This window comes from Agrobacterium sp. 22-209-1 (genome assembly GCF_053522485.1).
The window spans coordinates 1-22,885 of the sequence record NZ_JBNWCH010000017.1; the positions used below are offsets into that span (position 1 = coordinate 1).

The 22,885-nt window shown below is 59.1% G+C and carries 22 protein-coding genes, 2 tRNA genes and 1 riboswitch; of the genes, 9 read left to right on the forward strand and 15 right to left on the reverse strand.

Annotated features, from left to right (window positions below):
• Positions 1-708, forward strand: a 708-nt coding sequence (locus tag ACQZ48_RS22755) for a tyrosine-type recombinase/integrase (RefSeq protein WP_448729512.1), incomplete at its 5' end; no start/stop codon positions are given.
• Positions 709-750: 42 nt separating this feature from the next.
• On the opposite strand, the gene ACQZ48_RS22760 is transcribed toward ACQZ48_RS22755, so the two are convergent.
• Both ACQZ48_RS22760 and ACQZ48_RS22765 read right to left on the reverse strand, forming a co-directional pair.
• A tRNA-Gly gene (locus ACQZ48_RS22760) sits at positions 751-824 on the reverse strand.
• Between the two features lie 56 nt (positions 825-880).
• Positions 881-1,978 (reverse strand): 2'-deoxycytidine 5'-triphosphate deaminase, encoded by a 1,098-nt coding sequence (locus ACQZ48_RS22765; RefSeq protein ID WP_191217392.1) that lies wholly within the window; start codon positions 1,976-1,978, stop codon positions 881-883.
• A 73-nt stretch (positions 1,979-2,051) separates the two neighbouring features.
• Positions 2,052-2,130: riboswitch (SAM riboswitch) on the forward strand.
• Between the two features lie 43 nt (positions 2,131-2,173).
• Here ACQZ48_RS22765 and ACQZ48_RS22770 point away from each other — a divergent pair.
• Entirely contained in the window at positions 2,174-3,358 is a 1,185-nt protein-coding gene (locus ACQZ48_RS22770) for an O-succinylhomoserine sulfhydrylase (protein WP_077985373.1), read from the forward strand.
• A gap of 232 nt (positions 3,359-3,590) precedes the next feature.
• On the forward strand, positions 3,591-3,983 hold the full coding sequence (gene apaG, locus ACQZ48_RS22775; protein WP_003503545.1) for a Co2+/Mg2+ efflux protein ApaG: 393 nt from the start codon (positions 3,591-3,593) through the stop codon (positions 3,981-3,983).
• Positions 3,984-4,037: 54 nt separating this feature from the next.
• Here the strand turns inward: apaG and ACQZ48_RS22780 are convergent, their stop codons facing one another.
• From ACQZ48_RS22780 to ACQZ48_RS22790, 3 genes are all read right to left on the reverse strand, one after another.
• Positions 4,038-5,027 (reverse strand): Hsp33 family molecular chaperone, encoded by a 990-nt coding sequence (locus tag ACQZ48_RS22780; RefSeq protein ID WP_191217391.1) that lies wholly within the window; start codon positions 5,025-5,027, stop codon positions 4,038-4,040.
• A gap of 242 nt (positions 5,028-5,269) precedes the next feature.
• On the reverse strand, positions 5,270-6,187 hold the full coding sequence (argF, locus tag ACQZ48_RS22785; RefSeq protein WP_003519982.1) for an ornithine carbamoyltransferase: 918 nt from the start codon (positions 6,185-6,187) through the stop codon (positions 5,270-5,272).
• 57 nt (positions 6,188-6,244) lie between these two features.
• The gene (locus ACQZ48_RS22790) at positions 6,245-7,444 is read right to left on the reverse strand and encodes an aspartate aminotransferase family protein (RefSeq protein ID WP_191217390.1); all 1,200 of its coding nucleotides are present in this window, start codon (positions 7,442-7,444) and stop codon (positions 6,245-6,247) included.
• A gap of 431 nt (positions 7,445-7,875) precedes the next feature.
• On the opposite strand from ACQZ48_RS22790, the gene ACQZ48_RS22795 reads away from it, so the two are divergent.
• Positions 7,876-8,409, forward strand: coding sequence for a GcrA family cell cycle regulator (locus ACQZ48_RS22795; RefSeq protein ID WP_077985369.1), 534 nt, complete (start codon positions 7,876-7,878; stop codon positions 8,407-8,409).
• Between the two features lie 379 nt (positions 8,410-8,788).
• Here ACQZ48_RS22795 and phoB read toward each other — a convergent pair whose 3' ends face one another.
• From phoB to phoR, 7 genes are all read right to left on the reverse strand, one after another.
• A complete protein-coding gene (gene phoB / locus ACQZ48_RS22800; RefSeq protein ID WP_003493692.1) occupies positions 8,789-9,472 on the reverse strand; it encodes a phosphate regulon transcriptional regulator PhoB in 684 nt (227 codons plus the stop codon).
• Between the two features lie 30 nt (positions 9,473-9,502).
• Positions 9,503-10,228, reverse strand: coding sequence for a phosphate signaling complex protein PhoU (gene phoU / locus ACQZ48_RS22805; RefSeq protein WP_077985368.1), 726 nt, complete (start codon positions 10,226-10,228; stop codon positions 9,503-9,505).
• 96 nt (positions 10,229-10,324) lie between these two features.
• Positions 10,325-11,140 (reverse strand): phosphate ABC transporter ATP-binding protein PstB, encoded by an 816-nt coding sequence (gene pstB, locus ACQZ48_RS22810; RefSeq protein WP_077985367.1) that lies wholly within the window; start codon positions 11,138-11,140, stop codon positions 10,325-10,327.
• 14 nt (positions 11,141-11,154) lie between these two features.
• The gene (pstA, locus tag ACQZ48_RS22815) at positions 11,155-12,477 is read right to left on the reverse strand and encodes a phosphate ABC transporter permease PstA (protein ID WP_077985366.1); all 1,323 of its coding nucleotides are present in this window, start codon (positions 12,475-12,477) and stop codon (positions 11,155-11,157) included.
• Positions 12,474-13,958 carry a phosphate ABC transporter permease subunit PstC gene (gene pstC, locus ACQZ48_RS22820; RefSeq protein ID WP_077985365.1) on the reverse strand — a complete coding sequence of 495 codons (1,485 nt, stop codon included), beginning with the start codon at positions 13,956-13,958 and terminating at the stop codon, positions 12,474-12,476. The genes pstA and pstC overlap by 4 nt, the downstream gene beginning before the upstream one ends.
• Positions 13,959-14,221: 263 nt before the next feature.
• On the reverse strand, positions 14,222-15,256 hold the full coding sequence (locus tag ACQZ48_RS22825) for a substrate-binding domain-containing protein (RefSeq protein WP_448729513.1): 1,035 nt from the start codon (positions 15,254-15,256) through the stop codon (positions 14,222-14,224).
• A 195-nt stretch (positions 15,257-15,451) separates the two neighbouring features.
• Positions 15,452-16,723 (reverse strand): phosphate regulon sensor histidine kinase PhoR, encoded by a 1,272-nt coding sequence (phoR, locus tag ACQZ48_RS22830; protein WP_077985363.1) that lies wholly within the window; start codon positions 16,721-16,723, stop codon positions 15,452-15,454.
• A gap of 233 nt (positions 16,724-16,956) precedes the next feature.
• Here phoR and ppk2 point away from each other — a divergent pair, with 233 nt between their 5' ends.
• Positions 16,957-17,838, forward strand: a complete 882-nt coding sequence (gene ppk2, locus ACQZ48_RS22835; RefSeq protein ID WP_173988031.1) for a polyphosphate kinase 2 — start codon at positions 16,957-16,959, stop codon at positions 17,836-17,838.
• A gap of 48 nt (positions 17,839-17,886) precedes the next feature.
• Here the strand turns inward: ppk2 and ACQZ48_RS22840 are convergent, their stop codons facing one another.
• Positions 17,887-19,032, reverse strand: a complete 1,146-nt coding sequence (locus tag ACQZ48_RS22840; RefSeq protein WP_162520450.1) for a hypothetical protein — start codon at positions 19,030-19,032, stop codon at positions 17,887-17,889.
• A gap of 254 nt (positions 19,033-19,286) precedes the next feature.
• Between ACQZ48_RS22840 and ACQZ48_RS22845 the strand changes: the two genes are divergently transcribed.
• The 4 genes from ACQZ48_RS22845 to ACQZ48_RS22860 all read left to right on the forward strand — a co-directional run bounded on the left by ACQZ48_RS22845 (position 19,287) and on the right by ACQZ48_RS22860 (position 21,336).
• Positions 19,287-20,249 (forward strand): NAD(P)H-dependent flavin oxidoreductase, encoded by a 963-nt coding sequence (locus tag ACQZ48_RS22845; RefSeq protein WP_137409728.1) that lies wholly within the window; start codon positions 19,287-19,289, stop codon positions 20,247-20,249.
• 136 nt (positions 20,250-20,385) lie between these two features.
• A tRNA-Thr gene (locus ACQZ48_RS22850) sits at positions 20,386-20,461 on the forward strand.
• A gap of 156 nt (positions 20,462-20,617) precedes the next feature.
• Entirely contained in the window at positions 20,618-20,776 is a 159-nt protein-coding gene (locus ACQZ48_RS22855; protein ID WP_077224834.1) for a YqaE/Pmp3 family membrane protein, read from the forward strand.
• 317 nt (positions 20,777-21,093) lie between these two features.
• A complete protein-coding gene (locus ACQZ48_RS22860; RefSeq protein ID WP_137409720.1) occupies positions 21,094-21,336 on the forward strand; it encodes a DUF982 domain-containing protein in 243 nt (80 codons plus the stop codon).
• Positions 21,337-21,431: 95 nt separating this feature from the next.
• On the opposite strand, the gene ACQZ48_RS22865 is transcribed toward ACQZ48_RS22860, so the two are convergent.
• Positions 21,432-21,824 (reverse strand): PRC-barrel domain-containing protein, encoded by a 393-nt coding sequence (locus ACQZ48_RS22865; protein ID WP_170985438.1) that lies wholly within the window; start codon positions 21,822-21,824, stop codon positions 21,432-21,434.
• Positions 21,825-21,952: 128 nt separating this feature from the next.
• A complete protein-coding gene (locus ACQZ48_RS22870; RefSeq protein WP_448729514.1) occupies positions 21,953-22,834 on the reverse strand; it encodes a helix-turn-helix transcriptional regulator in 882 nt (293 codons plus the stop codon).
• Positions 22,835-22,885: the final 51 nt, after the last annotated feature.

Here is a 22,885-nt window from a genome sequence, read left to right on the forward strand (position 1 = left end):
CGGGCGCGGACTTCAGGGGAGAATTTGTTCGTCGTCTTGCTTGTCATAGACCCTACTTCTCACGAGTTGGGGTCTCCGGTAAATCCGGTGCGGTTCAAGGGCATCAAGAGCCTGTACAAGAACAACCGCAGCGCCATTATCTGGACTGAGGCCGATTTAAAGACTTTCAGGGAAGCACGAGACGATAAAGGCAAACTTGCCTGCTCCACAGACATGGCCTTTGCTATCGACCTAGCCATTCATACCGGCCTGCGTGTAGGCGATCTGGTCAAGGTGTGCTGGTCGCATGTCGGCACGGATGCAATCGTTATTGCTACAGGCAAGAGCAACGGCAAGCGCGAGGCGTTTATACCGCTGTATGATGGCTTGCGTGAATTACTTGACCGCATACCCCATCGCAACAAAACTATCCTAACGAACAGCCGAGGTGCAGTGTGGACAAAGGACGGCCTTGCATCGTCATTCCATACAGCCAAAAAGCTAGCCGGATTGAGCGACCGAAACCTACATTTTCACGACCTACGAGGAACAGCAGCCACCAAGTTCTACACGCTTGGACTGCCGAACCGCGTCATTGCTGAGATCATGGGATGGTCTGAGAACGAGGTCGAAAACATCATCCGCAGGTACGTTGACAGGACCGCAGCGACGCGTGCCATCATCGATCAAATCAACGGTGGTGTAAAACTGGCTGTAAAACCGGAGTAAAATCCGCTCGACAAACGCCTACTAACTGCTTGAAAACGTTGATGGAGCGGGTGACGGGGATCGAACCCGCTTCTTTAGCTTGGGAAGCTGCTGCTCTACCATTGAGCTACACCCGCACCGCGCATAAGACATCGGATAGTTCGCAGCGGGTGTCAAGCACCCGCCGGGTTCGTTATTCGGCGCGGAAATGCTTGGAGAGCTTCAGTCCTTGGGCCTGATAGTTGGAGCCGAGGCCGGCTCCGTAGAGGCCTTCCGGTTTTTCCAGCATATGCTCGTAAACAAGCCGACCGACGATCTGCCCGTGTTCGAGGATGAAGGGCACTTCGTGGCTGCGCACTTCGAGCACGGCGCGGCTGCCGGTGCCGCCCGCCTGCGCATGGCCGAAGCCCGGATCGAAGAAGCCGGCGTAGTGCACACGGAATTCGCCTACCAGCGGGTCGAAGGGCGTCATTTCAGCCGCATAGAGCGGCGGAACGTGGACAGCTTCGCGCGAGACGAGGATATAGAATTCATCCGGGTCGAGGATCAGTTCGGCGCGGCCGCGCGCGTAGAGCGGCTCCCAGAAATCGAGAACGTCATGCTGGGCCTTCTTGTCGACATCCACCACCGCCGTGTGATGTTTGCCGCGATAACCGATCAGTCCGTTTTCGCCGAAACCCTTGAGGTCGATCGAAAGCGCGATGCCGCCGCCGGTCACATTGGGCGTGTCGCTGGCGACCAGCATTTCCGTCTCGTGCAGCTTCAGCAGTTCACTTTCGTTGAGCAGCGAATGGCCGATGCGGAAGCGGATCTGTGACAGGCGCGAGCCGCGTCGCACGACGATCGGGAAGGTGCGCGGGCTGATTTCCAGATAGAGCGGGCCGGCATAACCCGCCGGTATCTTGTCGAATTCCTGCGCGCCGTCAGTCATGACGCGGGTGAAGATATCGAGGCGGCCGGTCGAGCTTTTCGGATTGGCCGACGCCGACATGTCCGCCGGCAGCGCGAGGCTTTCCATCAAGGGGACGATATAAACGCAGCCGGTTTCCAGCACCGCGCCCTGGGTGAGATCGATCTCGTGCAGGCTCAGACGATTGAGCTTGTCGATCACCTGGGTTCCCGGACCGGGCATGAAGCTGGCGCGCACGCGATAGGCCTTCGAGCCGAGCCTGAGATCGAGGCTGGCGGGCTGGACCTGATCAGCATCGAGATCGGCCTCGCTCTTCAGCTTGCCGCCCGCAAACAGCGCCCGGATTGCGCCATCCGCCAAAATGCCCGTGGTTCTGGTCATGGTTGTCATTCCTTTTTACGGCGACAAAACCAAAAGGAAAGCATTGACGCAAGCCGATAACAGCAGTATGGCAAGCTTATCCCGTGGTGATTTGGCCGGTCGGCTTGCAGCCACGTTAAACAAGTGGCTAAAAAGACCGGGTGCTAGGAACCGGTCTGCTTGTGCGGCCGGTTTTTTTGTTTTGAAGGGGATCACATGAGCAATAAATGGCGCCCGGCAACCCAGCTGGTTCACGGCGGTACGCTACGCTCACCGTATGGTGAAACGTCGGAAGCAATCTATCTGACCCAGGGTTTCGTCTACGAAAACTCCGAGGCCGCCGAAGCGCGCTTCAAGGGCGAAACAGACGGTTTCATTTACGCCCGCTATGCGAGCCCCACCAATGACATGTTCGAAAAGCGCATGTGCCTGCTGGAAGGCGCTGAAGACGCCCGCGCGCTTGCCTCGGGCATGGCCGCCGTCACCGCCGCCATCATGTGCCAGCTACGCGCCGGCGATCACATCGTTGCCGCACGCGCCCTCTTCGGCTCCTGCCGCTGGGTGGTCGAGACGCTTGCGCCGAAATACGGCATCGAATGCACACTGATCGACGGACGCGATCTCGGCAACTGGGAAAAGGCGATCCAGCCGAACACCAAGCTGTTCTTCCTCGAAAGCCCAACCAACCCGACGCTCGAAGTGGTTGATATTGCCGGTGTGGCGAAACTCGCCAACCAGATCGGCGCGAAAGTGGTGGTCGACAACGTCTTTGCGACGCCGCTTTTCCAGAAGCCGCTCGAACTCGGCGCGCATATCGTCGTGTATTCGGCAACCAAGCATATTGACGGTCAGGGTCGCTGCCTTGGCGGCGTGATCCTTTCCGACAAGAAATGGATCGAGGAAGAACTGCAGGATTATTTCCGCCATACCGGCCCGGCCATGTCGCCTTTCAATGCCTGGACGCTTCTGAAAGGTATCGAGACGCTGCCGCTGCGCGTCAAACAGCAGACGGCCAATGCTGGCAAAATCGCCGATTTTCTCGCGGAGAACGACAAGGTCGCCAAGGTCATCTATCCCGGCCGCGCCGATCACCCGCAGGCGGACATTATTGCCCGGCAGATGTCGGGCGGTTCGACGCTTGTGGCTTTCGAACTGAAGGGCGGCAAGGAAGCGGCCTTCAAGCTGCAGAACGCGCTTGAGATCGTGAAGATTTCAAACAATCTCGGCGACGCCAAGAGCCTCATCACCCACCCCGGCACGACGACGCACAAGAACCTCACTGACGAGGCGCGCGCCGAGCTCGGCATTTCCGGCGGCACCCTGCGCCTTTCCTGCGGCATCGAGGATACCGACGATCTGCTGGAGGATCTGGCAAAGGGTCTTGCGGCCGTTTCGGCCTGAGAATTCAATCGGCAAGTCGCCATGGCCTGACCGCGTGTCGGGCCATGGTTCGCCTGTCCAGCCCGAAAGACCGCATCAGGCAACCAATATTTACCTTTACCGTTATCCCTAACGGTGGAAAAAAGCGCATCAGGAGACGCCTCCTGCCCGTCAAGTCATTCATTTTCTTGACGATAGCCAGAGCCTATAGTGTAGGATACGGCGGCAGGCATAATATCGAGGTGTGGCGCGTATGTATCGTGCTCTGACAAGGGATATCGAGGTAACGGTCGATCCGTATTATCTCGAGGAACAATCCGACCCGGATGACGATCGTTACGTCTGGGGCTACAAAGTCGTGATCGCGAACAATTCCGATATTCCGGTCACCCTCGTCAATCGCTACTGGCACATCACCGATCAGAACGGTCAGGTGGATGAGGTCTATGGACCGGGCGTCGTGGGTGAGAAGCCGCATCTGAAACCGGGCGACAGCTACGAATATTCCTCCGGCTGCCCGCTGGATACACCTTCCGGCCTCATGTTCGGCCATTATGAAATGGAAACGGAAAATGGCGAGGTGTTCAACGTCACCATACCCGCCTTTTCGCTGGATTCACCGGGTCTGATGCGGGTTCTGAACTGACCACGCGCCCGGCAAATGAAAAAGCCGCACTCTTTATAGGGCGCGGCTTTCTATTCAGGCATTTTCAAATTCGCTGACATCGTAGCGATAGGTGGTGGAGCAGAACTCGCAGGTCACGGCGATAGCGCCGTCTTCCTCGCTTGCCTTGATCTCCTCGGCGGTGAAGCCTGACAGCACACCCTTGATCTTGTCCCGCGAGCAGCTGCAACGGTCGAAAACCGCCTGCGGATCATAGATGCGCACGCCGCTCTCATGGAAAAGCCTGTAAAGCAGGCGTTCCACCGGCACCTGCGGATCGGTCAGTTCGTCGGTATCCACCGTGTTCAACAGCGTGACGGCTTCCGTCCAGGCATCGTCCTCCTGCACCTCGTGACCGCTTTCATCGCCGTCACCGCCATGCAGGTCACGCATACGCAGCCGTTCGGGCGCCTGCGGCAGGAACTGCGCGATAACGCCGCCCGCACGCCAGCCATGACGCGGCTTGCCTTCGCCATCACGGTCGAAAAACTCGGCAACGCCCAGCCGCACGCGGGTGGGAAGCTGTTCCGACTGGCGGAAATAGACGCCGGCAATGTCTTCCAGCGAGGAGCCATCGAGCGGCACAATGCCCTGATAGGGCTGCATGCCCGCACCCTGATCGATCGTGAAGGCCAGAATGCCGTTGCCGAGCAATTGCTCCGGCGAGGTTGCACCTTCCGCAACCGCCGCCGCCAGCCGTTCCTCATCGAAACGGGCATAAGCGCGCATGCTTTCCGGCGCGGTGAAATCCGCGACCAGAAGATCAACCGGACCATCGCCCTTGGTCTGAAGCGTGAGCTTGCCGGAAAATTTGAGCGAGGTGCCGATCAGCGCCGTCAGAACGGTCGCTTCCGCCAGCAGGCGGGCGACCGTCGGGGGATAGTCATGCCGCTCGAGAATGGCGTTCAACAGCGGACCCACCTGCACGGCGCGACCGCGCACATCCAGACCTTCGACCTGAAAGGGCACTACCTTATCGTCGCCAGCAAAATCGAGATCTTCCAGTTCAACCGTTACATCTGCCATGTCATACTCCTTGGCGCAGCCGTGGCGCCGCTACCGTCCAAAAGTCCGGCTTTCGAAATGTGCTTTTTTCGCTTGTCGCACAGAGACCCGGGAAGAGAAACCGCTTCCGGGGAAAAACGTGCAAATCGTGATGATGGCCCGCCAGCAAAACCGACGAGCCTCTTCGAAGTCCCACAGATGGTAATCTATACGGTCAAGTTCAAGCACCCGGCGTGACGCGTGTCAGACCGGGCGACTGCTCATCAAATGACGCCCATGCACCATGCGATGATGGACTTCTGCGCGTGGAGGCGGTTTTCCGCCTCGTCGAAGACGACGGATTGCGGACCGTCGATCACGGCATCCGTTACTTCCTCTCCGCGATGGGCCGGCAGGCAATGCATGAACAGCGCATCTTTTTCCGCCTTGGCCATCAGAGCTTCATTGACTTGATAGGGCTGGAAAATGTTGTGGCCGCGCGCCTTGTGTTCCTGGTTCATGGACACCCAGGTATCGGTGACGACACAGTCCGCACCCGCAACGGCCTTGTCGGCGTCGTGGCACAGCATGATCTCGCCGCCATTATTGCGCGCCCAGTTCAGGAACTTGTCATGCGGTTCGGAGCCCATCGGTACGGCCATCGTCATGCGGTAACCGAAACGGGCCGAGCCTTCCACAAAGGAATGCAGGACGTTGTTGCCGTCACCTGTCCAGGCAATGGTCTTGCCTTTGACTGGGCCGCGATGTTCTTCGAAGGTCATGATATCCGCCATGATCTGACAGGGGTGCGTGTCATCCGTCAGGGCGTTGATGACCGGCACCGTCGCATGTTCGGCAAGCTCCAGCAGGCGCGAATGATCCGTCGTGCGGATCATGATGGCGTCGACGTAGCGCGACAGCACCTTGGCCGTGTCACCGATCGTTTCGGCGCGACCGAGCTGCATTTCCGTACCAGAGAGGAAAAGCGTCTCGCCGCCGAGCTGGCGCATACCGACATCGAAGGAGACGCGCGTGCGGGTGGACGGCTTTTCGAAGATCATTGCCAGCATCTTGCCAGCTAGCGGCTTTTCCGCCGTTCCGGCCTTGGTGGCGGCCTTGCGTGCGCGGGCATCGTCAAGAATTGCCCGCAGATCCTGCGAGCTGACGGCCGACAGGTCGAGAAAATGTTTAGGTGAAGCCATTTCAAACTGTCCCATGCTCGCGAGCCTCGGGGAAGAGGCCCGCTATTTATTGTTTCCTCAGGCGATCTTTGCCTGTTTCACTGTCAGTGAAGCGGCGGCCGCTTCCACGCGCGCCAAGCCCTCGCGGGCCTCTTCCGCCGTGGTGACGAGCGGCGGCAAAAGACGGATGACGTTGTCGCCCGCCGGCACACCCAGCAGATGCTCGGCGCGCATGGCCTGCAACAGCTCACCCGAGGGAACCTTCGCCTTGATGCCGAGAAGCAGGCCTTCGCCGCGAATCTCCTCGATGACATCGGGATAACGATCTTTCAGCGAAGCAAGGCCCTGACGGAAAACCAGCGCGACATCACGAACCTTTTCCAGGAAGCCCTCGGAGAGGACGACATCAAGTACGGCGTTACCAACAGCCATGGCCAGCGGGTTGCCGCCATAGGTGGTGCCATGCACGCCTGCCGTCATGCCGGAAGCGGCATCCGCCGTCGCAAGGCAGGCGCCGAGCGGGAAGCCGCCGCCGATACCCTTGGCAACCGCCATAATATCCGGCGCAACACCTGTCTGCTCATAGGCAAAGAGCTTGCCCGTGCGGCCGACACCAGTCTGGACCTCGTCGAAAATCAGCAGCATGCCATGCTCATCGCAGAGCGACCGCAGCAGCTGCAGGAATTCCTTGGCTGGTGCGCGAATACCCCCCTCGCCCTGAATGGGTTCGATCAGCAGCGCGGCCGTCTCGTCCGTGATAGCGGCTTTCAGCGCATCAACGTCACCGAAGGGCACCTGGTCGAAACCCTCGACCTTGGGACCGAAACCTTCGAGATATTTCTGCTGGCCGCCGGCGGCGATCGTTGCGAGCGTGCGGCCGTGGAAGGCGCCTTCGAAGGTGATGATGCGGAATTTTTCCGGATGCCCCTTGGAATAATGATAACGGCGCGCCGTCTTGATCGCGCATTCCAGCGCTTCCGCGCCGGAATTGGTGAAGAAGACCTTGTCTGCGAATGTCGCTTCCGTCAGGCGCTTTGCAAGCTTTTCCTGGCCCGGCACTTCATAAAGATTAGAGACGTGCCAGACCTTCTCGGCCTGGGTCTTGATCGCCTCCACGAGGTGCGGGTGGGCGTGACCCAGTGAATTGACCGCAACGCCGGCCGCAAAATCCAGATATCGTTCGCCGCTTTCCGTGAACAGCCAGACGCCCTCGCCTCGCTCGAAGCGCAGGGGGGCTCTTGCAAACGTATCGAACAATGGCGCGGCGGCTTCGGCCATGGCTGTATCACTCCTTGCGCGGTTGCGCTGTCAGACAGTTGTCAATAGGCTTTCGGGGTTATCCCTCGCCTGAAAATCAAAAATGCCGCCTCGCGGCGGCAGGGGCACTATTGTCACTTCGCCTGCCGATGTCAACAAAAGTCCGCGTTTCTCGGGCTTCTCAAGCCCTAGTAGGTGGCGGCGGATGAGGCCCAAGGTGTTGCCTTTCAGACTCAACTCGCCAGCAAGTTGGGGAAAACCGGAAAATCGATTCGAGATGATTCCCACGACTCTTGCCACGGAGTCTGCGTGGCACTAGGTTAATCGCTAATTACTAGACTGCATTGCGGCGGAACTAGTCACCGAAAATCAGGCAGAAACCACGCTCGCGGCACGCCCGCGAGGCGGAGATGGATTCTGCCGACATTATACGCGACGAGCGGAGAAGCGGCATGAACTGGACAGACGAACGGGTCGAAAAACTCAAGAAATTGTGGTCCGAGGGACTTAGCGCCAGCCAGATAGCAGCGCAGCTGGGCGGTGTCAGCCGTAATGCCGTCATCGGCAAGGTCCACCGCCTCAACCTGCCGGGTCGCGTCAAGGCCGGCGGCCCGGTCACTTCGGCGCGTTCCGCGCCCAAGCGCGCCGCCGCTCCTGCCCCGCGCGCGACGAATTTCGCGGGCCGTGTCGGCACAGCGCCTGCTCGGGTTCTGACCCGTTCCAACGCAGCAACGGCTCTTCAGGAAGAGATCGGCATCGAGACCGCGGAAGTCCTCGATTACGTTCCTTCCAGAAACGTCGTCACCCCGATTTCCCGTCGCCTGACGTTGACGGAACTGACGGAGCGCACCTGCAAATGGCCGGTCGGCGATCCCTTGAAAGACGATTTCCATTTCTGCGGTTGTGAAGCGCTGGAATCTTCACCCTATTGCAAGTTCCATGCGAAACTCGCCTACCAGCCGGTAAGCGAACGTCGCAAAGCTTGAGTGTTGCGGCACGCATTCGACACTCAAAAACTACGGGCCTTCGGGCCCGTTTTTTTATGGCAAAACTCAAGGCGGTCCCGGAATGGGCGCACGCTGTTTGAGAGGCGCTCCCAATTCCTCTTCTTCCGCCTTCTGCGGATGTAAAATCGCGACGCGCCCTTGCGGCAAATACTTTGAGTTCGTCGGCGACGTGCCGCGCCATCCCTCCTGTCTGGTTTCACCGCGCAATCCGACTCTTAGCAGACCGTCTGTTGCCTTCAAAAACAACAAGGACACGCGTTGGGCAAGGTTCGAATTCAGAAGGCCCGCCACCATCCCGGCTGCGGGCCTTCTGAATTTTGGGAATTTTTCCCGAGTGAAACCATCGGTTTCGGTTTCCTCAGGCTTCCATTGAATATCCGGCGCCGCGCACGGTGCGGATGACATCTTGCATATGCGAAAAATTGAGCGCCTTGCGCAGACGTCCGACATGCACGTCGACGGTGCGTTCGTCCACATAGATATCGTGACCCCAGACGCCATCCAGCAATTGTGAGCGGGAAAACACCCGGCCGGGAGAAGTCATCAGGAATTCCAGCAGGCGGAACTCCGTTGGGCCGAGGCGCACTTCGCGGCTCTTGCGGTGAACGCGATGGGTCTCGCGATCCAGTTCGATATCGCCGCATTTCAGCACCGAAGACAGAACCTCGGGGCGAGCCCGGCGCAGCATGGCCTTGACCCGGGCCATGAGTTCCGGTGTCGAGAACGGCTTGACGACATAATCGTCGGCGCCGGTGGCGAGGCCGCGAACCCTTTCGCTTTCCTCACCGCGCGCCGTCAGCATGATGATGGGCAGGCGTTCGGTTTCCGGCCGCATTCTGAGCCGACGGCACAGTTCGATACCGGAAACGCCGGGAAGCATCCAATCCAGGATAAGAAGGTCTGGAATACGTTCCTGCAGCCGAATTTCGGCCTCGTCTCCACGGGGTATCGTGTCGACGTCATATCCCTCAGCCTCGAGATTGTAACGAAGCAGCACGCTCAGCGCTTCCTCATCTTCCACAACTGCAATCTTGGGCACCATATACTAACTCCGCAAGCCGCTGCCTGTCTGTTACTCGGTCACCGAACCGAGCGTGTTGGAACTGTCATCCTTAGGACGCTCGCCTTCCGGCTGGCTGCCGGTGGTCATGTAATAGATCGTCTCGGCGATATTGGTGGCGTGGTCGCCGATACGCTCGATGTTCTTGGCGCAGAACAGAAGATGCGTGCAGGTAGTGATGTTGCGCGGATCTTCCATCATGTAGGTCAAAAGCTCACGGAAGAGCGACGTGTACATGGCGTCGATTTCTTCGTCGCGCTCGCGGATGGCATTTGCCTTCTCCGCCGAACGTGTCGAATAGACGTCGAGGACTTCCTTGAGCTGTACCAGCGCCAGTTCCGAGAGGTGTTCGATGCCACGGGCGAGCTTGCGCGGCACGCCGGTGCCGGCAACCGCGATGACACGCTTGGCAGTATTCTTACCGAGGTCGCCAACACGTTCGAGGTCCGCTGCAATACGTAGCGTGCCGATGATCTCGCGAAGGTCTGCCGCCATCGGCTGGCGCCTGGCGATGGTGACGATGGCCTTGTCGCCGATCTCACGCTCGGAATGATCGAGGATCGCGTCGTCGGAAATGACCTTCTGGGCGAGTGCGGCGTCGGAGTTGACGAGCGCACGCACGGCATCGGCGCACATCTGTTCCGCCAGACCGCCCATTTCGGCGATACGGCGCGTCAGGAATTTCAGTTCGTCGTCATATGCCGACAGAATATGCGAATGGGTCGTTGTCTGCGTCATGGTCTAGTCCTCCGGCTTGGCCTGCATGCGCGTGCCCGGAAGCGGGCACGGCAGAGGCACCAGTCTTGTTCGGTTTCGATAAAGCGCCGGCCGGGATCAGCCGAAGCGGCCCATGATGTAATCCTGCGTGCGCTGGTCGTCCGGATTGGTGAACATCTTGTCGGTTTCGTTTTCCTCGACAAGGTGACCAAGGTGGAACATGGCCGTGCGCTGGGAAACACGCGCCGCCTGCTGCATGGAGTGCGTGACGATGACGATGGTGTAATTGGTGCGCAGCTCGTGGATCAGTTCCTCGACCTTTGCGGTCGCGATAGGGTCGAGCGCCGAGCAGGGTTCGTCCATCAGGATCACTTCCGGGCTGACGGCAACCGCGCGGGCGATGCACAGGCGCTGTTGCTGACCGCCGGAAAGACCCGTGCCGGATTCCTGCAGGCGATCCTTCACTTCGTTCCAGAGGCCGGCCTTCTGCAGGCTCTGCTCGACGATCTGGTCCATATCCGCCTTGTTGCGGGCGAGACCATGGATGCGCGGACCGTAGGAAATGTTTTCGTAGATCGACTTCGGGAAAGGGTTCGGCTTCTGGAACACCATGCCGACGCGGGCGCGCAATTCCACGACATCGATTGCCTGATCGTAGATATCGTCGGTGTCGAGCGTGATTTTTCCGGTCACCCGGCAACCGTCGATCGTGTCGTTCATGCGGTTCAGGGTGCGCAGGAAGGTGGATTTACCGCAGCCAGACGGGCCGATCAGCGCCGTCACCGTATTTTCGCGAACATTCAGGTTCACGTCGTAGAGCGCACGCTTTTCGCCGTAATAAACCGAAACGTCCTTGCCGATCATCTTGTATGAGACTTCATTCATTTTCTTGTCCAGCGCCTTTTCAACTGCTGCTTCCGACAACATGTTCATTGCTCAATCTCCCTCTACCAGCGCCGTTCGAAGCGGCGACGCAACAGGATTGCGCCAACATTCATGACAATGAGGAACAAAAGCAGGATGATGATAGCGCCGGATGTCCTTTCGACAAAGGCACGCTCGGCTTCGTTCGCCCACATGTAAATCTGCACCGGCAGGGCCGTGGACGGATCCATCGGCGTTGTCGGGTAATTCGCGACGAATGCCACCATGCCGATCAGGAGCAGCGGCGCCGTTTCCCCCAGCGCGTGGGCGAGACCGATGATGGTGCCGGTGAGGATGCCGGGCATGGCGAGCGGCAGCACATGGTGGAAGATCGTCTGCATCTTGGAAGCGCCGAGGCCGAGGGCGGCGGCGCGGATAGACGGCGGCACGGCCTTCAGGGCAGCGCGCGTCGCGATGATGATCGTCGGCAGGGTCATCAGCGTCAGGACGAGGCCGCCGACCAGCGAGGCCGAGCGCGGAAAGCCCATGAAGTTGATGAAGACCGAGAGGCCGAGCAGACCGTAAACAATCGAAGGAACGGCCGCGAGATTGTTGATATTCACCTCGATAAGATCCGTCAGACGGTTCTTCGGGGCGAATTCCTCGAGATAGATGGAGGCCGCGACGCCGATCGGCAATGACAGCACCAGCACGATCAGCATCATGTAGAAGGAGCCGATCAGCGCCACACCCACACCCGCCGCTTCCGGACGGCTCGACGCGCCGTTGAAGAAGATGCCGGTATTGAAATGTTTGCCGAGCTGGCCGCTTTCGGCGAGCTGGTTCATCCAGCCGAGCTGCTGGTTAGAGATGCGGCGATTGGCTTCATCCGCCGTCAGATCGACCTGGCCCTTGAAGGCGCTGTCGACATCCCCCGAAGCGAGAAGCGTGACGGTGCGCGTGGTGCCGATAACGGCGGGATCGGCAACGACGATGTCGCGAAGCTGCGTGCGCACGCTGTCGGAAATCAGCAGGCTGACGGCGCGTAGGCCGGCGCGGTCCGTCGGTGCAACACCAAGAACCTTGGCGACCGCATCGCGGGCGACGACGGGATAATTGGCCGTCATCAGCTTTGTCGGGTTTGTGGCGCGTTCATTCTTCGGATCGATGATCTGTTCGGAAAACTCAACCGGAACGGTGATCATCGTCTGCTGGAAAGCGGTGTAACCCTTGGAGAAAACCGACCAGAGCAGCAGGAAGAGGAAGATGAGGCCGAAGGAGATCGCCGCGATGCCGTAGGCGCGGAAGCGGCGTTCGGCGGCATAACGGCGCTTGATGCCGATATCACGGCGCGTGGCCCTGTTGACGGCGCTCGCGCCGGCTGCGGGAGAAACGATGTCGGTCATTCATATTGCTCCCGGTATTTGCGCACGATGTAAAGCGCGTAGATATTCAGGCAAAGCGTGATGGCGAAAAGCGTGATGCCGAGCGCGAAGGCGACCAGCGTCTGCGGCGAGGTGAATTCGAGGTCGCCGGTGAGCTGGCTGACAATCTTGACGGTGACGGTGGTCATCGGCTCGAAGGGGTTGAGCTGAAGACGGGCCGCCACGCCGGCGGCCAGAACCACGATCATGGTTTCGCCGATGGCGCGCGAAGCCGTCATCAGCACGGCGCCGACGATGCCGGGAAGAGCGGCCGGAATAATGACCCTCTTGATCGTTTCGGAACGCGTGGCGCCAAGACCGAGCGAACCGTCACGCAGCGAGCGCGGCACGGCGGTGATGATATCGTCCGACAGCGACGACACATACGGGATCAGCATGATACCCATGACGAAGCCGGCGGTGATGACGCTCTGCGCCTGGATGAAATTGGCGTAGTCGCCCGTCGCCAGACCATTGATCTGCGTGGAGATGTCTCTGAGGAAAGGACCGACCGTCGTCAGCGCGAAGAAACCGTAGACGATGGTGGGAATGCCGGCGAGCACTTCAAGCAGCGGCTTTGCCATGGAGCGGAAACGCGGCGAGGCATATTCCGCCATGTAGATCGCCGAGAAGAGACCGACCGGAACCGCAACCAGCATGGCGACGAAACCGATATAAAGCGTGCCGGCGAGCAGCGGGATTAGGCCGAACTGGCCGGCGGAGTCTGTGGCACCCGCCGCAGCAAAACGCGGATCCCAGACCGTTCCAAAAAAGAACTGGTGCGCCGGCACCATGGTAAAGAACTGGATCGCCTCGGTCAGCATCGAAAAGACGATGCCGATGGTCGTGAGAATGGCGATGGACGAAGCGACGAGCAGGGCCGCGAGAATGACTTTCTCGACCTTGTTGCGCGCCCGGAAACGCGGCGCGATCGAACGCAGCGCATAGGCGGCGCCACCGAATGCGGCCAGCAGGACGATGGCGATCATCGCGATGCGGCTGGTGGCGGTCATGCTGTTGAGCGTGTGGGCGGCATCGATCATGAAACGCTCGGGATCACCGGCGATTGCAACACCCTTGGAAGCCAGAAGCGGCCGGACCGCAGCCGTATCCGCCTCGACCTGCGCGGTTTCCTCCGGCGTCAGTCGCTGCAGGCCACGGGCGATGGAGGTCACCATGCCGTAGGTCAGGCTCTGCTGCGCTTCGGACTGCGCGCGCACATCCTCGGGAAAATCGCCGCGCACCGCCGAAGTGACGAGCAACGGGCTGACAATGAGCCAGGCGCAGAGAATGAACGCCGCGGGCAGCACCGCCCAGACGACCGCGTAAGAGCCGTGATAACCGGCACGGGAATGCATGTTGGACGGGCGACCGCCAGACAGGGCGACGGCGCGCCGGCTGCCGAGCAGATAGCTGGCGATGCCGATGAGCGCCAGTAGCAGCAAAAGGATCGATGTGTTCATTAGAGTTCCCTCGGCGTGCCTCAAGGGCACGGTGCGATATCGGGCAAATCAAAAAGTCATCAAAACGAGACCGCTGGACCATGCCGTGATGCCTGCCGCCTGACTGTATCATCGTCTGGCAAGCGTCAAGGTTGATACATCCTATCCATCTGAAATCCATCGACAATCATGTGGATGGCGATGAATGGGAACTGTCAACCGCGGACGACGGCCCCAGCGAGGCTGAATGAGGGGCACAGCAAAGCCGCGCCCCTCCTTCTTCATTACATCGTGGAGCCGGCCGAGAACTTCGAGCGGATTTCTTCACGCTCTGCGTCGGGGGCAGCAACCAGGCCGTAGTTGGCGAGCGGGGAATCCGGGCCGATCATCTCGTCGGACGTGAAGAACTCGACATATTCCTTAAGACCCGGGATAACGCCCAGGTGAGCCTTCTTCACGTAGAAGAACAGCGGGCGCGAAACCGGGTACTTGCCGCTGGCAACGGTTTCGGTGGACGGAACGACGCCCGAAACGGTCGCAACCTTCAGACGGTCAGCATTGTTTTCATAGAAAGCGAGGCCGAAAACGCCGAGGCCGGTCTTGTTGGCGTCGATACGAGCGAGCGTTTCGGTGTAGTCGCCGTCGATATCGACAGCTGCGCCGTCCTTGCGAACTGCAACGCACTTTGCAGCGGCCTGCTTGGCGTCGGTGATGAGCGTCTTGATGACGTCGATGGCGCCGGCTTCCTTGCAGCCGTCAGCCATGATCTTCTCTTCGAAGACTTCGCGCGTGCCGTGCTTGGAGCCCGGGATGTAAGCGGCGATAGCGACGTCAGGCAGTTCCTTGTTGATTTCCGACCACTTCTTGTAGGGGTTGGCAACGAGCTTGCCGTCCTTGACGACTTCAGCGGCGAGAGCAAGGTAAAGATCCTTCGGCTCCAGCTTGATGTCCTTGTTGGAAGAGTCCATCGCAAAGACGATACCGTCGTAACCGATCTTCACTTCCTGAACGTCGGTAACACCAGCAGCCTTACAGGCGGCCAGTTCGTCGCTCTTGATCGCGCGCGAAGCGTTTGCAATGTCGATGGTGCCTTCGCCGACGCCGGAGCAGAACGCCTTCAGACCGCCGCCCGTGCCGCCGGACTCAACAACCGGAGCCTTGAAGTTCGGGAAGGTTTCGGCAAAGGTCTCGGCAACAATCTTGGCGTAGGGCAGAACCGTGGAGGAACCGGCAACCTGGATCTGGTCGCGAGCAGCAGCGGCGCCAGCGAAGGCGACAGAAGCCACCAGAGCTGCTGCGGAAAATTTAACGATGTTCATTTGTCTCTCCCGTCGTGGGCTTTGTTGTGGACGCAGCCGATAGCGACACTCGCTCTTAGCTTGCGCTCGGCGACCTTTTCTTAACCACCGTAGCCACTTCCTTTTATGTCACTTTGACGAAAGATTTGTGACAATTTAAACTATTGATTTTATTTATAAATATTTACCACATCAAAAACAGGTGCATATTTTATGTCAAAATCTGACCGTGAAGTCCGTGCCGCTGCCCAATTCCGATTTAATGATGAGGCGGGCGCGATGGCGGGTGAGGATGTGCTTGACGATGGCAAGGCCGAGACCCGTGCCCTTTTTCGACCGGCTGTCGGCGACGCTGACACGGTAAAAACGCTCTGTCAGGCGGGGCACGTGTTCGGCGGGAATGCCCGGCCCCTTGTCGATGACGCTCACCTCCACAGGTTTGCCGGGTTCGGCCCGCAACCAGACATCCACGACCTTGCCTTCCTGGCCGTATTTGCAAGCATTTTCAACGAGATTCTGGAACACCTGCACCAGTTCGTCGCGATCTCCCTGCACTTCCGCCGGCCGGTCCGGTAGGTGCAGCGTGATGGTCACCTCAAGCTCGTCGGCAAGCGGCAGCAGCGTATCGCGCACATGGCCGATGACGGGAACGAGATCGACCCTCTGGTCCGGCGCGATATTTGCACGCAGTTCCAGCCGCGAAAGGGACATGAGATCGTCCACCAGCCGGCTCATGCGGGTTGCCTGATCCAGCATGATGGCGAGGAAACGTTCCTGCGCCTTGGGGTCGTTGCGCGCCGGCCCCTGCATGGTTTCAATGAAGCCACGGAGCGAGGCGAGTGGCGTTCGCAGCTCATGGCTTGCATTGGCGACAAAGTCGCTGCGCATGCGGTCGATGCGTCTGAGCTCTGAGACGTCGCGGAACGACAGGATGTAGAATGGCGGACCCGCCCCCTCTCCCACATCCGCACGGGCAATACGGACGATGAAGACCCGTTCGGAAGGGAAGCGCTCCGAATGTTCGACCTGATTGGGCTGGCCGGTGGTGATGGTTTCGCGAATCACATCCAAAAGGCCGGGAGAGCGCAACCGGGCGGAAATATGCGCGCCGGCAGGCAACTGGCCGAAGGCGCGCTCGGCCGCGCCGTTCTGGAACAGCACGCTGGCGTTCCTGTCGAGCATGAAAACGGGCGTGTCCAGAACCGCGAGCCCCGCCCTTACGCCGGAAATGACGTTTTCGCCGGGCACTTCTTGTTCATCCGTCTCGGCAGCCGGACTTCCGTCCTTTGCGGAATCTGGCACCGGGCCCTCCCGGCCGGTGAGGATGGCAATGACGGCGCAAAGCCACAGGGCGGCGGGCATATAGGGCGTGTTAAGCTCGGCAACGGCCACGATGGCGAGCATACTGACGATGAGAAGGGGCAACCAGTTCCGGCCGAGCTTCTTTCCCAAACGCCTTAATCCACCATCGCCTTCCATGACTGCCATTTAAGCCTGCTCTTTCCACTTTCATCTGACAGCGCATCGAAATCTCATAGGCCAGCTTCATGACAGAGATTCATCACCGCGCATTTTCCACAACGTATATGCGCAAAATCGACCCCGCAATTGCCCTCGCCGCCGCGGGCCGGTCAAGCGGTTCTGTTTCACTTGAATTCTGGCAACGGATGTGAACTCATTGGCGTTGAGTTGCCTTTACACAACAACGGCCGGAGGAAACCATGGGCGAAGAAACGAAGAAGCGGACGGTCGATATCACCGTAGACGGCAAACTGCGCAGCTTCGACATCGACGATCCGGTTCTTCCTGACTGGGTTGAGGAAAAGAAACTTTCCGCCGGCAACTTTCCCTACGACAAGAAGATGAAGAGGGAGGACTACGACACCACTCTCGAGGCGCTGCAGGTGGAGCTTGTCAAGGTGCAGTTCTGGCTGCAGACCACCGGCAAAAGGGTGATGGCGGTTTTCGAGGGCCGTGATGCGGCGGGAAAGGGCGGCGCGATCTTCGCGGCGAGGGCCTATCTCAATCCCCGCTATGCGCGCGTGGTGGCGCTGACCAAGCCGACGGAAACCGAACGCGGCCAATGGTATTTCCAGCGCTATATCTCGCATTTTCCGACCGCCGGCGAATTCGTTCTCTTTGACCGCTCCTGGTATAACCGCGCCGGGGTCGAGCCGGTCATGGGGTTCTGCACGCCGGAGGAACACAAACGCTTCCTCAAGGAAACGCCGCGCCTGGAAAAAATGCTGGTCCACGACGATGTTCATCTGTTCAAATTCTGGCTCGATATCGGCCGCGAAACGCAGATCGAGCGTTTTCATGACCGCCGCCACAGCCCGCTGAAATGCTGGAAGCTTTCGGATATGGATATAGCGGCGCTGACGAAATGGGACGACTACACGCAAAAACGCGACGAAATGCTGGCAAATACCCACACCGACGACGCCCCCTGGACGGTGGTGCGCGCCAATGACAAGCGCCGCGCACGGGTGAACCTCATCCGCCACATCCTTCTGGCGCTCGATTATGAGGGGAAGGACAAAAAGGCGATCGGCGAAATCGACGACAAGATTGTGGGATCGGGGCCGGATTTTATCAAATAGGACCCAAAACGCTGACAGGCGCCTCCTTTCGAGACGCCTGTTTTTCTCTTACTGGCCCGGCAGAATGCGCACGGAATAAAGATTAACCGGGCGGCCGCTGCCATCGATATCGCTGTTGATGAAGATCTTGCCCGGCGCATTGGGGGCGAGAGATCGTTCGAATGTCGTATTTAGCAGCATGTCCGCGCGCTCGGCCGTGGCGGTGAAGCGGTGGCGGGAGCAATCGCCCAATGTCGCGAAATCACAGGCGACGGAAACCTGGGTCTGCCGGTCGCTGGAGGATTGCAGCGTGATCGAAATGGTCGAGGACTTGCCCGCCATATCCCGCATCACCTCCACCGGAACCTCGACGCTGACGGCGCCATCCTGCGAGACACTCCTCGAGGTCAGCTTTATCGCCTTGCCGGCGGGTGTGGCGATGTTTTCCACATTGGCGCGCGGGCCGGCCGAAACACCGGAACCGCCACGCTCCGCGTTGAAGATTTCCACCCAGTCATCGGAAAAACCACGGCCGGCGGAAAGGCGCGGCGCGGGCTCCGTCCCGTTGAAATCCTCCGCCTGCACCTGCGCCGGCGGATTGGGCACGCTGGTATCGCGCTGCTCCGGCGAGAGCAGGAGGCCAGAGGAATAAACCCACCAGGCGCCGAAACCGATGAAGGCCAGAAGCGTCACGTAGATGAAAAGCCGGGCGAAAAGCCCCCGGCGCTTGCGGCGGCCCACCGCGCCTTCCGGGCGGAAGGCAAGCGAAGAATCGCTGGCGCGCGAGCCTCTCTTCGGCGGCTTTCCATTGCGCTGTCCCGCATTCAACGGCGCCGGAGCGACGGCAGCACCCGGTCGAACATCTCGCGTTTCACCACGCAGTTCCGGCTCAACACCCAAATCGCCGTGGTGAGGCGTCTGCGAAACGGGATCGACCGCGTGATCATCCTGTGCCGGACTTTCCGCTACTGGCGGACGCAATTGCTGTTCCACCATATCCAGAAGCCGGTTGCGCTCTTCATTCTCGATCTGGTGGATCAGCCCTTCAAGCCGCTGGCGCTGCTGGGCGACAAGCTGCGGATCGTCTATGCCCTGCTTGCGCAGGCCCGCTTCCAGCGCCTGGCGGGAAGATTGATAAATCCGCGCACGAACTTCGGCGTTCGATCTGTCCGATTTTTCCAGAGCATTTCTGATTGCCGTTTCCAGTCCGCTCACAACCGATCCTTGTTCTATTGCGCTTTGCAAAAGTATGCGGCGCTGCGCCATGGGTTCACGATTCGGTAACGGCTATACCGCCCCTCCGCAAGCTTCGTTTATGATAAAGACCGGATTGATTTCAGGAAAATCGATCCATTGTGGCGCTACGAACGCAGATTCGAGAGGCGAATGCCGTGCTGTTTTCGCTTTCAATCTGCTGCTGAACGCGATATTGACTTACGTGCGCGTAAACGTAATTCATGGGAGGAGACATGCTACCGTCCGTGCTGAAAGACAATCTGCGTCTTCCGGTCATAGCATCACCGCTATTCATCATTTCACATCCGCAACTGACGCTGGCGCAATGCAAGGCCGGCGTCATCGGCGCTTTCCCGGCACTCAATGCGCGGCCTGAAAGCCAGCTTGACGAATGGCTGGCGATGATTACCGAGGAGCTTGAGGCTCATAACCGGGCCAATCCCGAGCGCCCGGCAGCACCCTTCGCGGTCAACCAGATCGTGCACATGTCCAATCGCCGGCTGGAACATGACCTCAGCCTTTGCGTGAAATACAAGGTGCCGGTGGTGATTTCCTCACTTGGCGCGGTGCCGGAGGTCAATGCGGCGGTGCATTCCTATGGCGGCATCGTGCTCCATGACGTCATCAACGACCGCCATGCCCGCTCCGCCATTCGCAAGGGTGCGGATGGGCTTATCGCGGTGGCGACGGGTGCCGGCGGACATGCGGGCACGCTTTCACCCTTCGCCCTCGTTCAGGAAATCCGCGAATGGTTCGACGGCCCGCTGCTGCTGGCCGGCGCCATCGCCAATGGCGGCTCCATTCTCGCGGCGCAGGCCATGGGCGCGGATATGGCCTATATCGGCTCCCCTTTCATCGCCACCGAGGAAGCGCGCGCATCCGAAGGCTACAAGCAGGCGATTGTGGAAGCGCAGGCCAAGGATATCGTCTATTCGAACTATTTCACGGGTGTGCATGGCAACTACCTGAAAAGCTCGATCGTCGCCTCCGGCATGGACCCCGACAATCTGCCCGAAGCCGATCCTTCAAAAATGGACTTCGAAACAGTCTCCGGCGGCGCCAAGGCCTGGAAAGATATCTGGGGCGCGGGGCAAGGAATCGGCGCCGTCAAGGCGGTGGAACCGGTGGCGGTGCTCGTCGATCGCTTGGCAAATGAATATGAAACGGCCAAAAAGCGCATCTGCGGGAAAGGCTGAAGTCTCGGGCAGACAATGGACAGGCAAAGCTTTTTGCGGAAATTTCAAAACCAGCACATTCAAGGCTTGAAATCCGTGAACATTGCCTGTATCAGCCCGCCATGAAGCTGATCCGCAACAAGCGGGTCAAAATCGGGCCGCTTTAGCTCAGTTGGTAGAGCACGTCATTCGTAATGACGGGGTCACGTGTTCGAGTCACGTAAGCGGCACCATTTCTTCCTCCCCAGTTGTGATCATTACTCGATCAACGCGTCCATGCGATTGATCTTTGCATTGCAACGACCTTGCCGGTCAGAGCGAGATTTGAAACCAAATTGCGGTTATACACGTTGACTGGCCAGTGATCACAAACTGGAAAGCCAATCCTCGTGGACGTCATTCGTATTCTCATCGCCATCCTCCTCCCGCCCGTCGGCGTATTTCTTCAGGTCGGGCTCGGCCTGCATTTCTGGCTGAATATTCTTCTGACGCTTTGCGGTTATGTTCCCGGCATCATCCACGCGATCTGGGTGATCCTGCGGAGATGACACCCGCGCTCATCGGCGATCGGACGTCCGCAACATTTTAGTACGTGATTAAATTCTTATTGGATGTTGGAACTTCGTCTTCTCCTTCACGTTATGGTGATGACACCAGCCAAGGAGAAAATCATGAACCAGATCATCTACATCGTCGGCCTCGTCGTCATCGTTCTGGCGATCCTTTCGTTTTTCGGCTTCCGCTGATCCCCGTTGTCAATTCGCTTGCTTGCGCATATCCTAAGTGACAGTGACACACGGCTGCGTTCATGGGTTGCTTTGCTGTCGGGTGTATTTCGGGATCGCGTTGCTCTGGGAGGTGCACGATGAAGAACGAGAGATGGACAGAACCTGTCGAGGTCAACCTTGAGGCGAAGGGCAAGAGTGTCATCGCCGGCCCCTTCGAAGCGCTGACATTGTTGACGGAAGGCTGGCCCAGGATTGGCGGATTGAGCTTCGTGAAAGCCAGAAGCGCCTGCCGTGCCGCCCTTGACGGGCGAAAATCGCCCGAAGAAGCGCGCAAATGCTTCACCGATGCGGTTTCCGAGATGCAGAAAAACCCGCATTGATGCACCCAAAAGAAAACGGCTCCTGAAAAGGAGCCGTTCTTTTGTTTGCGACGCTTTCGATGATTAAACAGTCGGAAGCGCATTCTCCTTGGACCTTACATCCAATACGGTGCGACGCCATAATAGTCATAGACCTTACGGTCCCTGGCGTTTAGCAGGTCGTTATCATCGAGATTGGCGAAGTGAGGCGCATTTTCGATCTTTTCCTTGGTGAGGTCGATACGATAGCCGTCGAGTTCTTCGTCGTAATGCAGCTTTTCCCACGGCAGCGGATAATAATCGTCGCCGATGCCGAGGAAGCCGCCGAAGCTCAACACCGCATAGGCGACGCGCCCGCCGCGCTTTTCGAGAATGATGCGCTGTATCGAGCCGATATGCTTGCTGTCGGCTCCATAGACACGGGTGCCTTCCACCTTGTCGCTGGCGATCAGGCTCGGCGTATCCTTGACATAGGGGTCCTGTCCGACGCGGGGTTCCTGATGCAACATGATAGTTTCCTCCATCGATTTCTTCGTTGGTGTCACGCCTGGTAAACCCCGGCACCCGGCAAATCGTTCCGAAGAGTTTCCGGCTTCGTGACCGGATTTTTTTGAAGGAGGAGGGAACGAAACGGCGCCTATTGGCGGATTTTCTGCCAGACGGAAGGGGAAACGCCGACCATCTTGCGGAAGACGCGGGAAAAATGCGCCTGATCCGAAAAACCGGCGGCAATGGCGATATCGGTCAGCGCCATGTCCGACCGCGTCATCAGTTCTTTGACGCGATCGATGCGTGCCTGCATCTGCCATTGGTGCGGCGGCACACCGGTTGACGCCTTGAAGGCGTGGCTGAAATGGGATTGCGACAGGTTGGTGAGTTCCGCCAGTTCCTCCAGCCGGATCGACCGCAGGCAATGTTCACGGATATAATCGGTCGCCGCCCGCAATTGCCAGGCGGCAAGCTTGCTGCGTTTCCTGACCGGCTCCCTTTTCACCTTGAGGAAATCCGTCAAGAGCGCCAGCACGAGGCTTTCGCCGTAGAGGTCATGCAGCGGATCGGGATTATCGCATTCCGCAGCAATCAGCCGCGCGAGCGCCAGCAGCCGTTCATCCTCGAACATCAGATGCGGATCGAGAAGCGCGTGGGGATCGAAGCCCTGCGCCAGCCTCGCACCCAGCAATCCCGCATCGAAGTGCAGATCGAGATGGCGCACGAAGGAGACATTGCTGAGTTCGGCATGTACATCGATATCGGCGGGCACGAAGGAAATCCGGTTCGCCCTGGACGAGCCGTAAGCGTCGCGGCGGCAGCGGTTCATCATGAAACGGCCGTCATCCTTCCCATCCATATCGAGCAGGAAAACGAAACGCGGATCCTTGCCGACATAACGGCCACCCGCCTTGGGAGCGCAGCGCACATCCCAGAGATCGGCGACGATGCCGTTCCACACCCTTGAGCGCGGGCCGCCGATGACGGCAAAGCCCTCGATCTCATTTTCCATCCGCACGCGGAAAGCCATGGCCTCTCGATCCCGCAGGGCGCCATGGCGCCACTATAAACATGATAAATC

What these genes read in the sequence shown, in the direction of transcription:
- ACQZ48_RS22765 (WP_191217392.1), bottom strand. Translation starts at nt 1,978, where the DNA reads ATGACCAGAACCACGGGCATTTTGGCGGATGGCGCAATCCGGGCGCTG.
- ACQZ48_RS22770 (WP_077985373.1), top strand. Translation starts at nt 2,174, where the DNA reads ATGAGCAATAAATGGCGCCCGGCAACCCAGCTGGTTCACGGCGGTACG.
- apaG (WP_003503545.1), top strand. Translation starts at nt 3,591, where the DNA reads ATGTATCGTGCTCTGACAAGGGATATCGAGGTAACGGTCGATCCGTAT.
- ACQZ48_RS22780 (WP_191217391.1), bottom strand. Translation starts at nt 5,027, where the DNA reads ATGGCAGATGTAACGGTTGAACTGGAAGATCTCGATTTTGCTGGCGAC.
- argF (WP_003519982.1), bottom strand. Translation starts at nt 6,187, where the DNA reads ATGGCTTCACCTAAACATTTTCTCGACCTGTCGGCCGTCAGCTCGCAG.
- ACQZ48_RS22790 (WP_191217390.1), bottom strand. Translation starts at nt 7,444, where the DNA reads ATGGCCGAAGCCGCCGCGCCATTGTTCGATACGTTTGCAAGAGCCCCC.
- ACQZ48_RS22795 (WP_077985369.1), top strand. Translation starts at nt 7,876, where the DNA reads ATGAACTGGACAGACGAACGGGTCGAAAAACTCAAGAAATTGTGGTCC.
- phoB (WP_003493692.1), bottom strand. Translation starts at nt 9,472, where the DNA reads ATGGTGCCCAAGATTGCAGTTGTGGAAGATGAGGAAGCGCTGAGCGTG.
- phoU (WP_077985368.1), bottom strand. Translation starts at nt 10,228, where the DNA reads ATGACGCAGACAACGACCCATTCGCATATTCTGTCGGCATATGACGAC.
- pstB (WP_077985367.1), bottom strand. Translation starts at nt 11,140, where the DNA reads ATGAACATGTTGTCGGAAGCAGCAGTTGAAAAGGCGCTGGACAAGAAA.
- pstA (WP_077985366.1), bottom strand. Translation starts at nt 12,477, where the DNA reads ATGACCGACATCGTTTCTCCCGCAGCCGGCGCGAGCGCCGTCAACAGG.
- pstC (WP_077985365.1), bottom strand. Translation starts at nt 13,958, where the DNA reads ATGAACACATCGATCCTTTTGCTGCTACTGGCGCTCATCGGCATCGCC.
- ACQZ48_RS22825 (WP_448729513.1), bottom strand. Translation starts at nt 15,256, where the DNA reads ATGAACATCGTTAAATTTTCCGCAGCAGCTCTGGTGGCTTCTGTCGCC.
- phoR (WP_077985363.1), bottom strand. Translation starts at nt 16,723, where the DNA reads ATGGCAGTCATGGAAGGCGATGGTGGATTAAGGCGTTTGGGAAAGAAG.
- ppk2 (WP_173988031.1), top strand. Translation starts at nt 16,957, where the DNA reads ATGGGCGAAGAAACGAAGAAGCGGACGGTCGATATCACCGTAGACGGC.
- ACQZ48_RS22845 (WP_137409728.1), top strand. Translation starts at nt 19,287, where the DNA reads ATGCTACCGTCCGTGCTGAAAGACAATCTGCGTCTTCCGGTCATAGCA.
- ACQZ48_RS22860 (WP_137409720.1), top strand. Translation starts at nt 21,094, where the DNA reads ATGAAGAACGAGAGATGGACAGAACCTGTCGAGGTCAACCTTGAGGCG.
- ACQZ48_RS22865 (WP_170985438.1), bottom strand. Translation starts at nt 21,824, where the DNA reads ATGTTGCATCAGGAACCCCGCGTCGGACAGGACCCCTATGTCAAGGAT.
- ACQZ48_RS22870 (WP_448729514.1), bottom strand. Translation starts at nt 22,834, where the DNA reads ATGGCTTTCCGCGTGCGGATGGAAAATGAGATCGAGGGCTTTGCCGTC.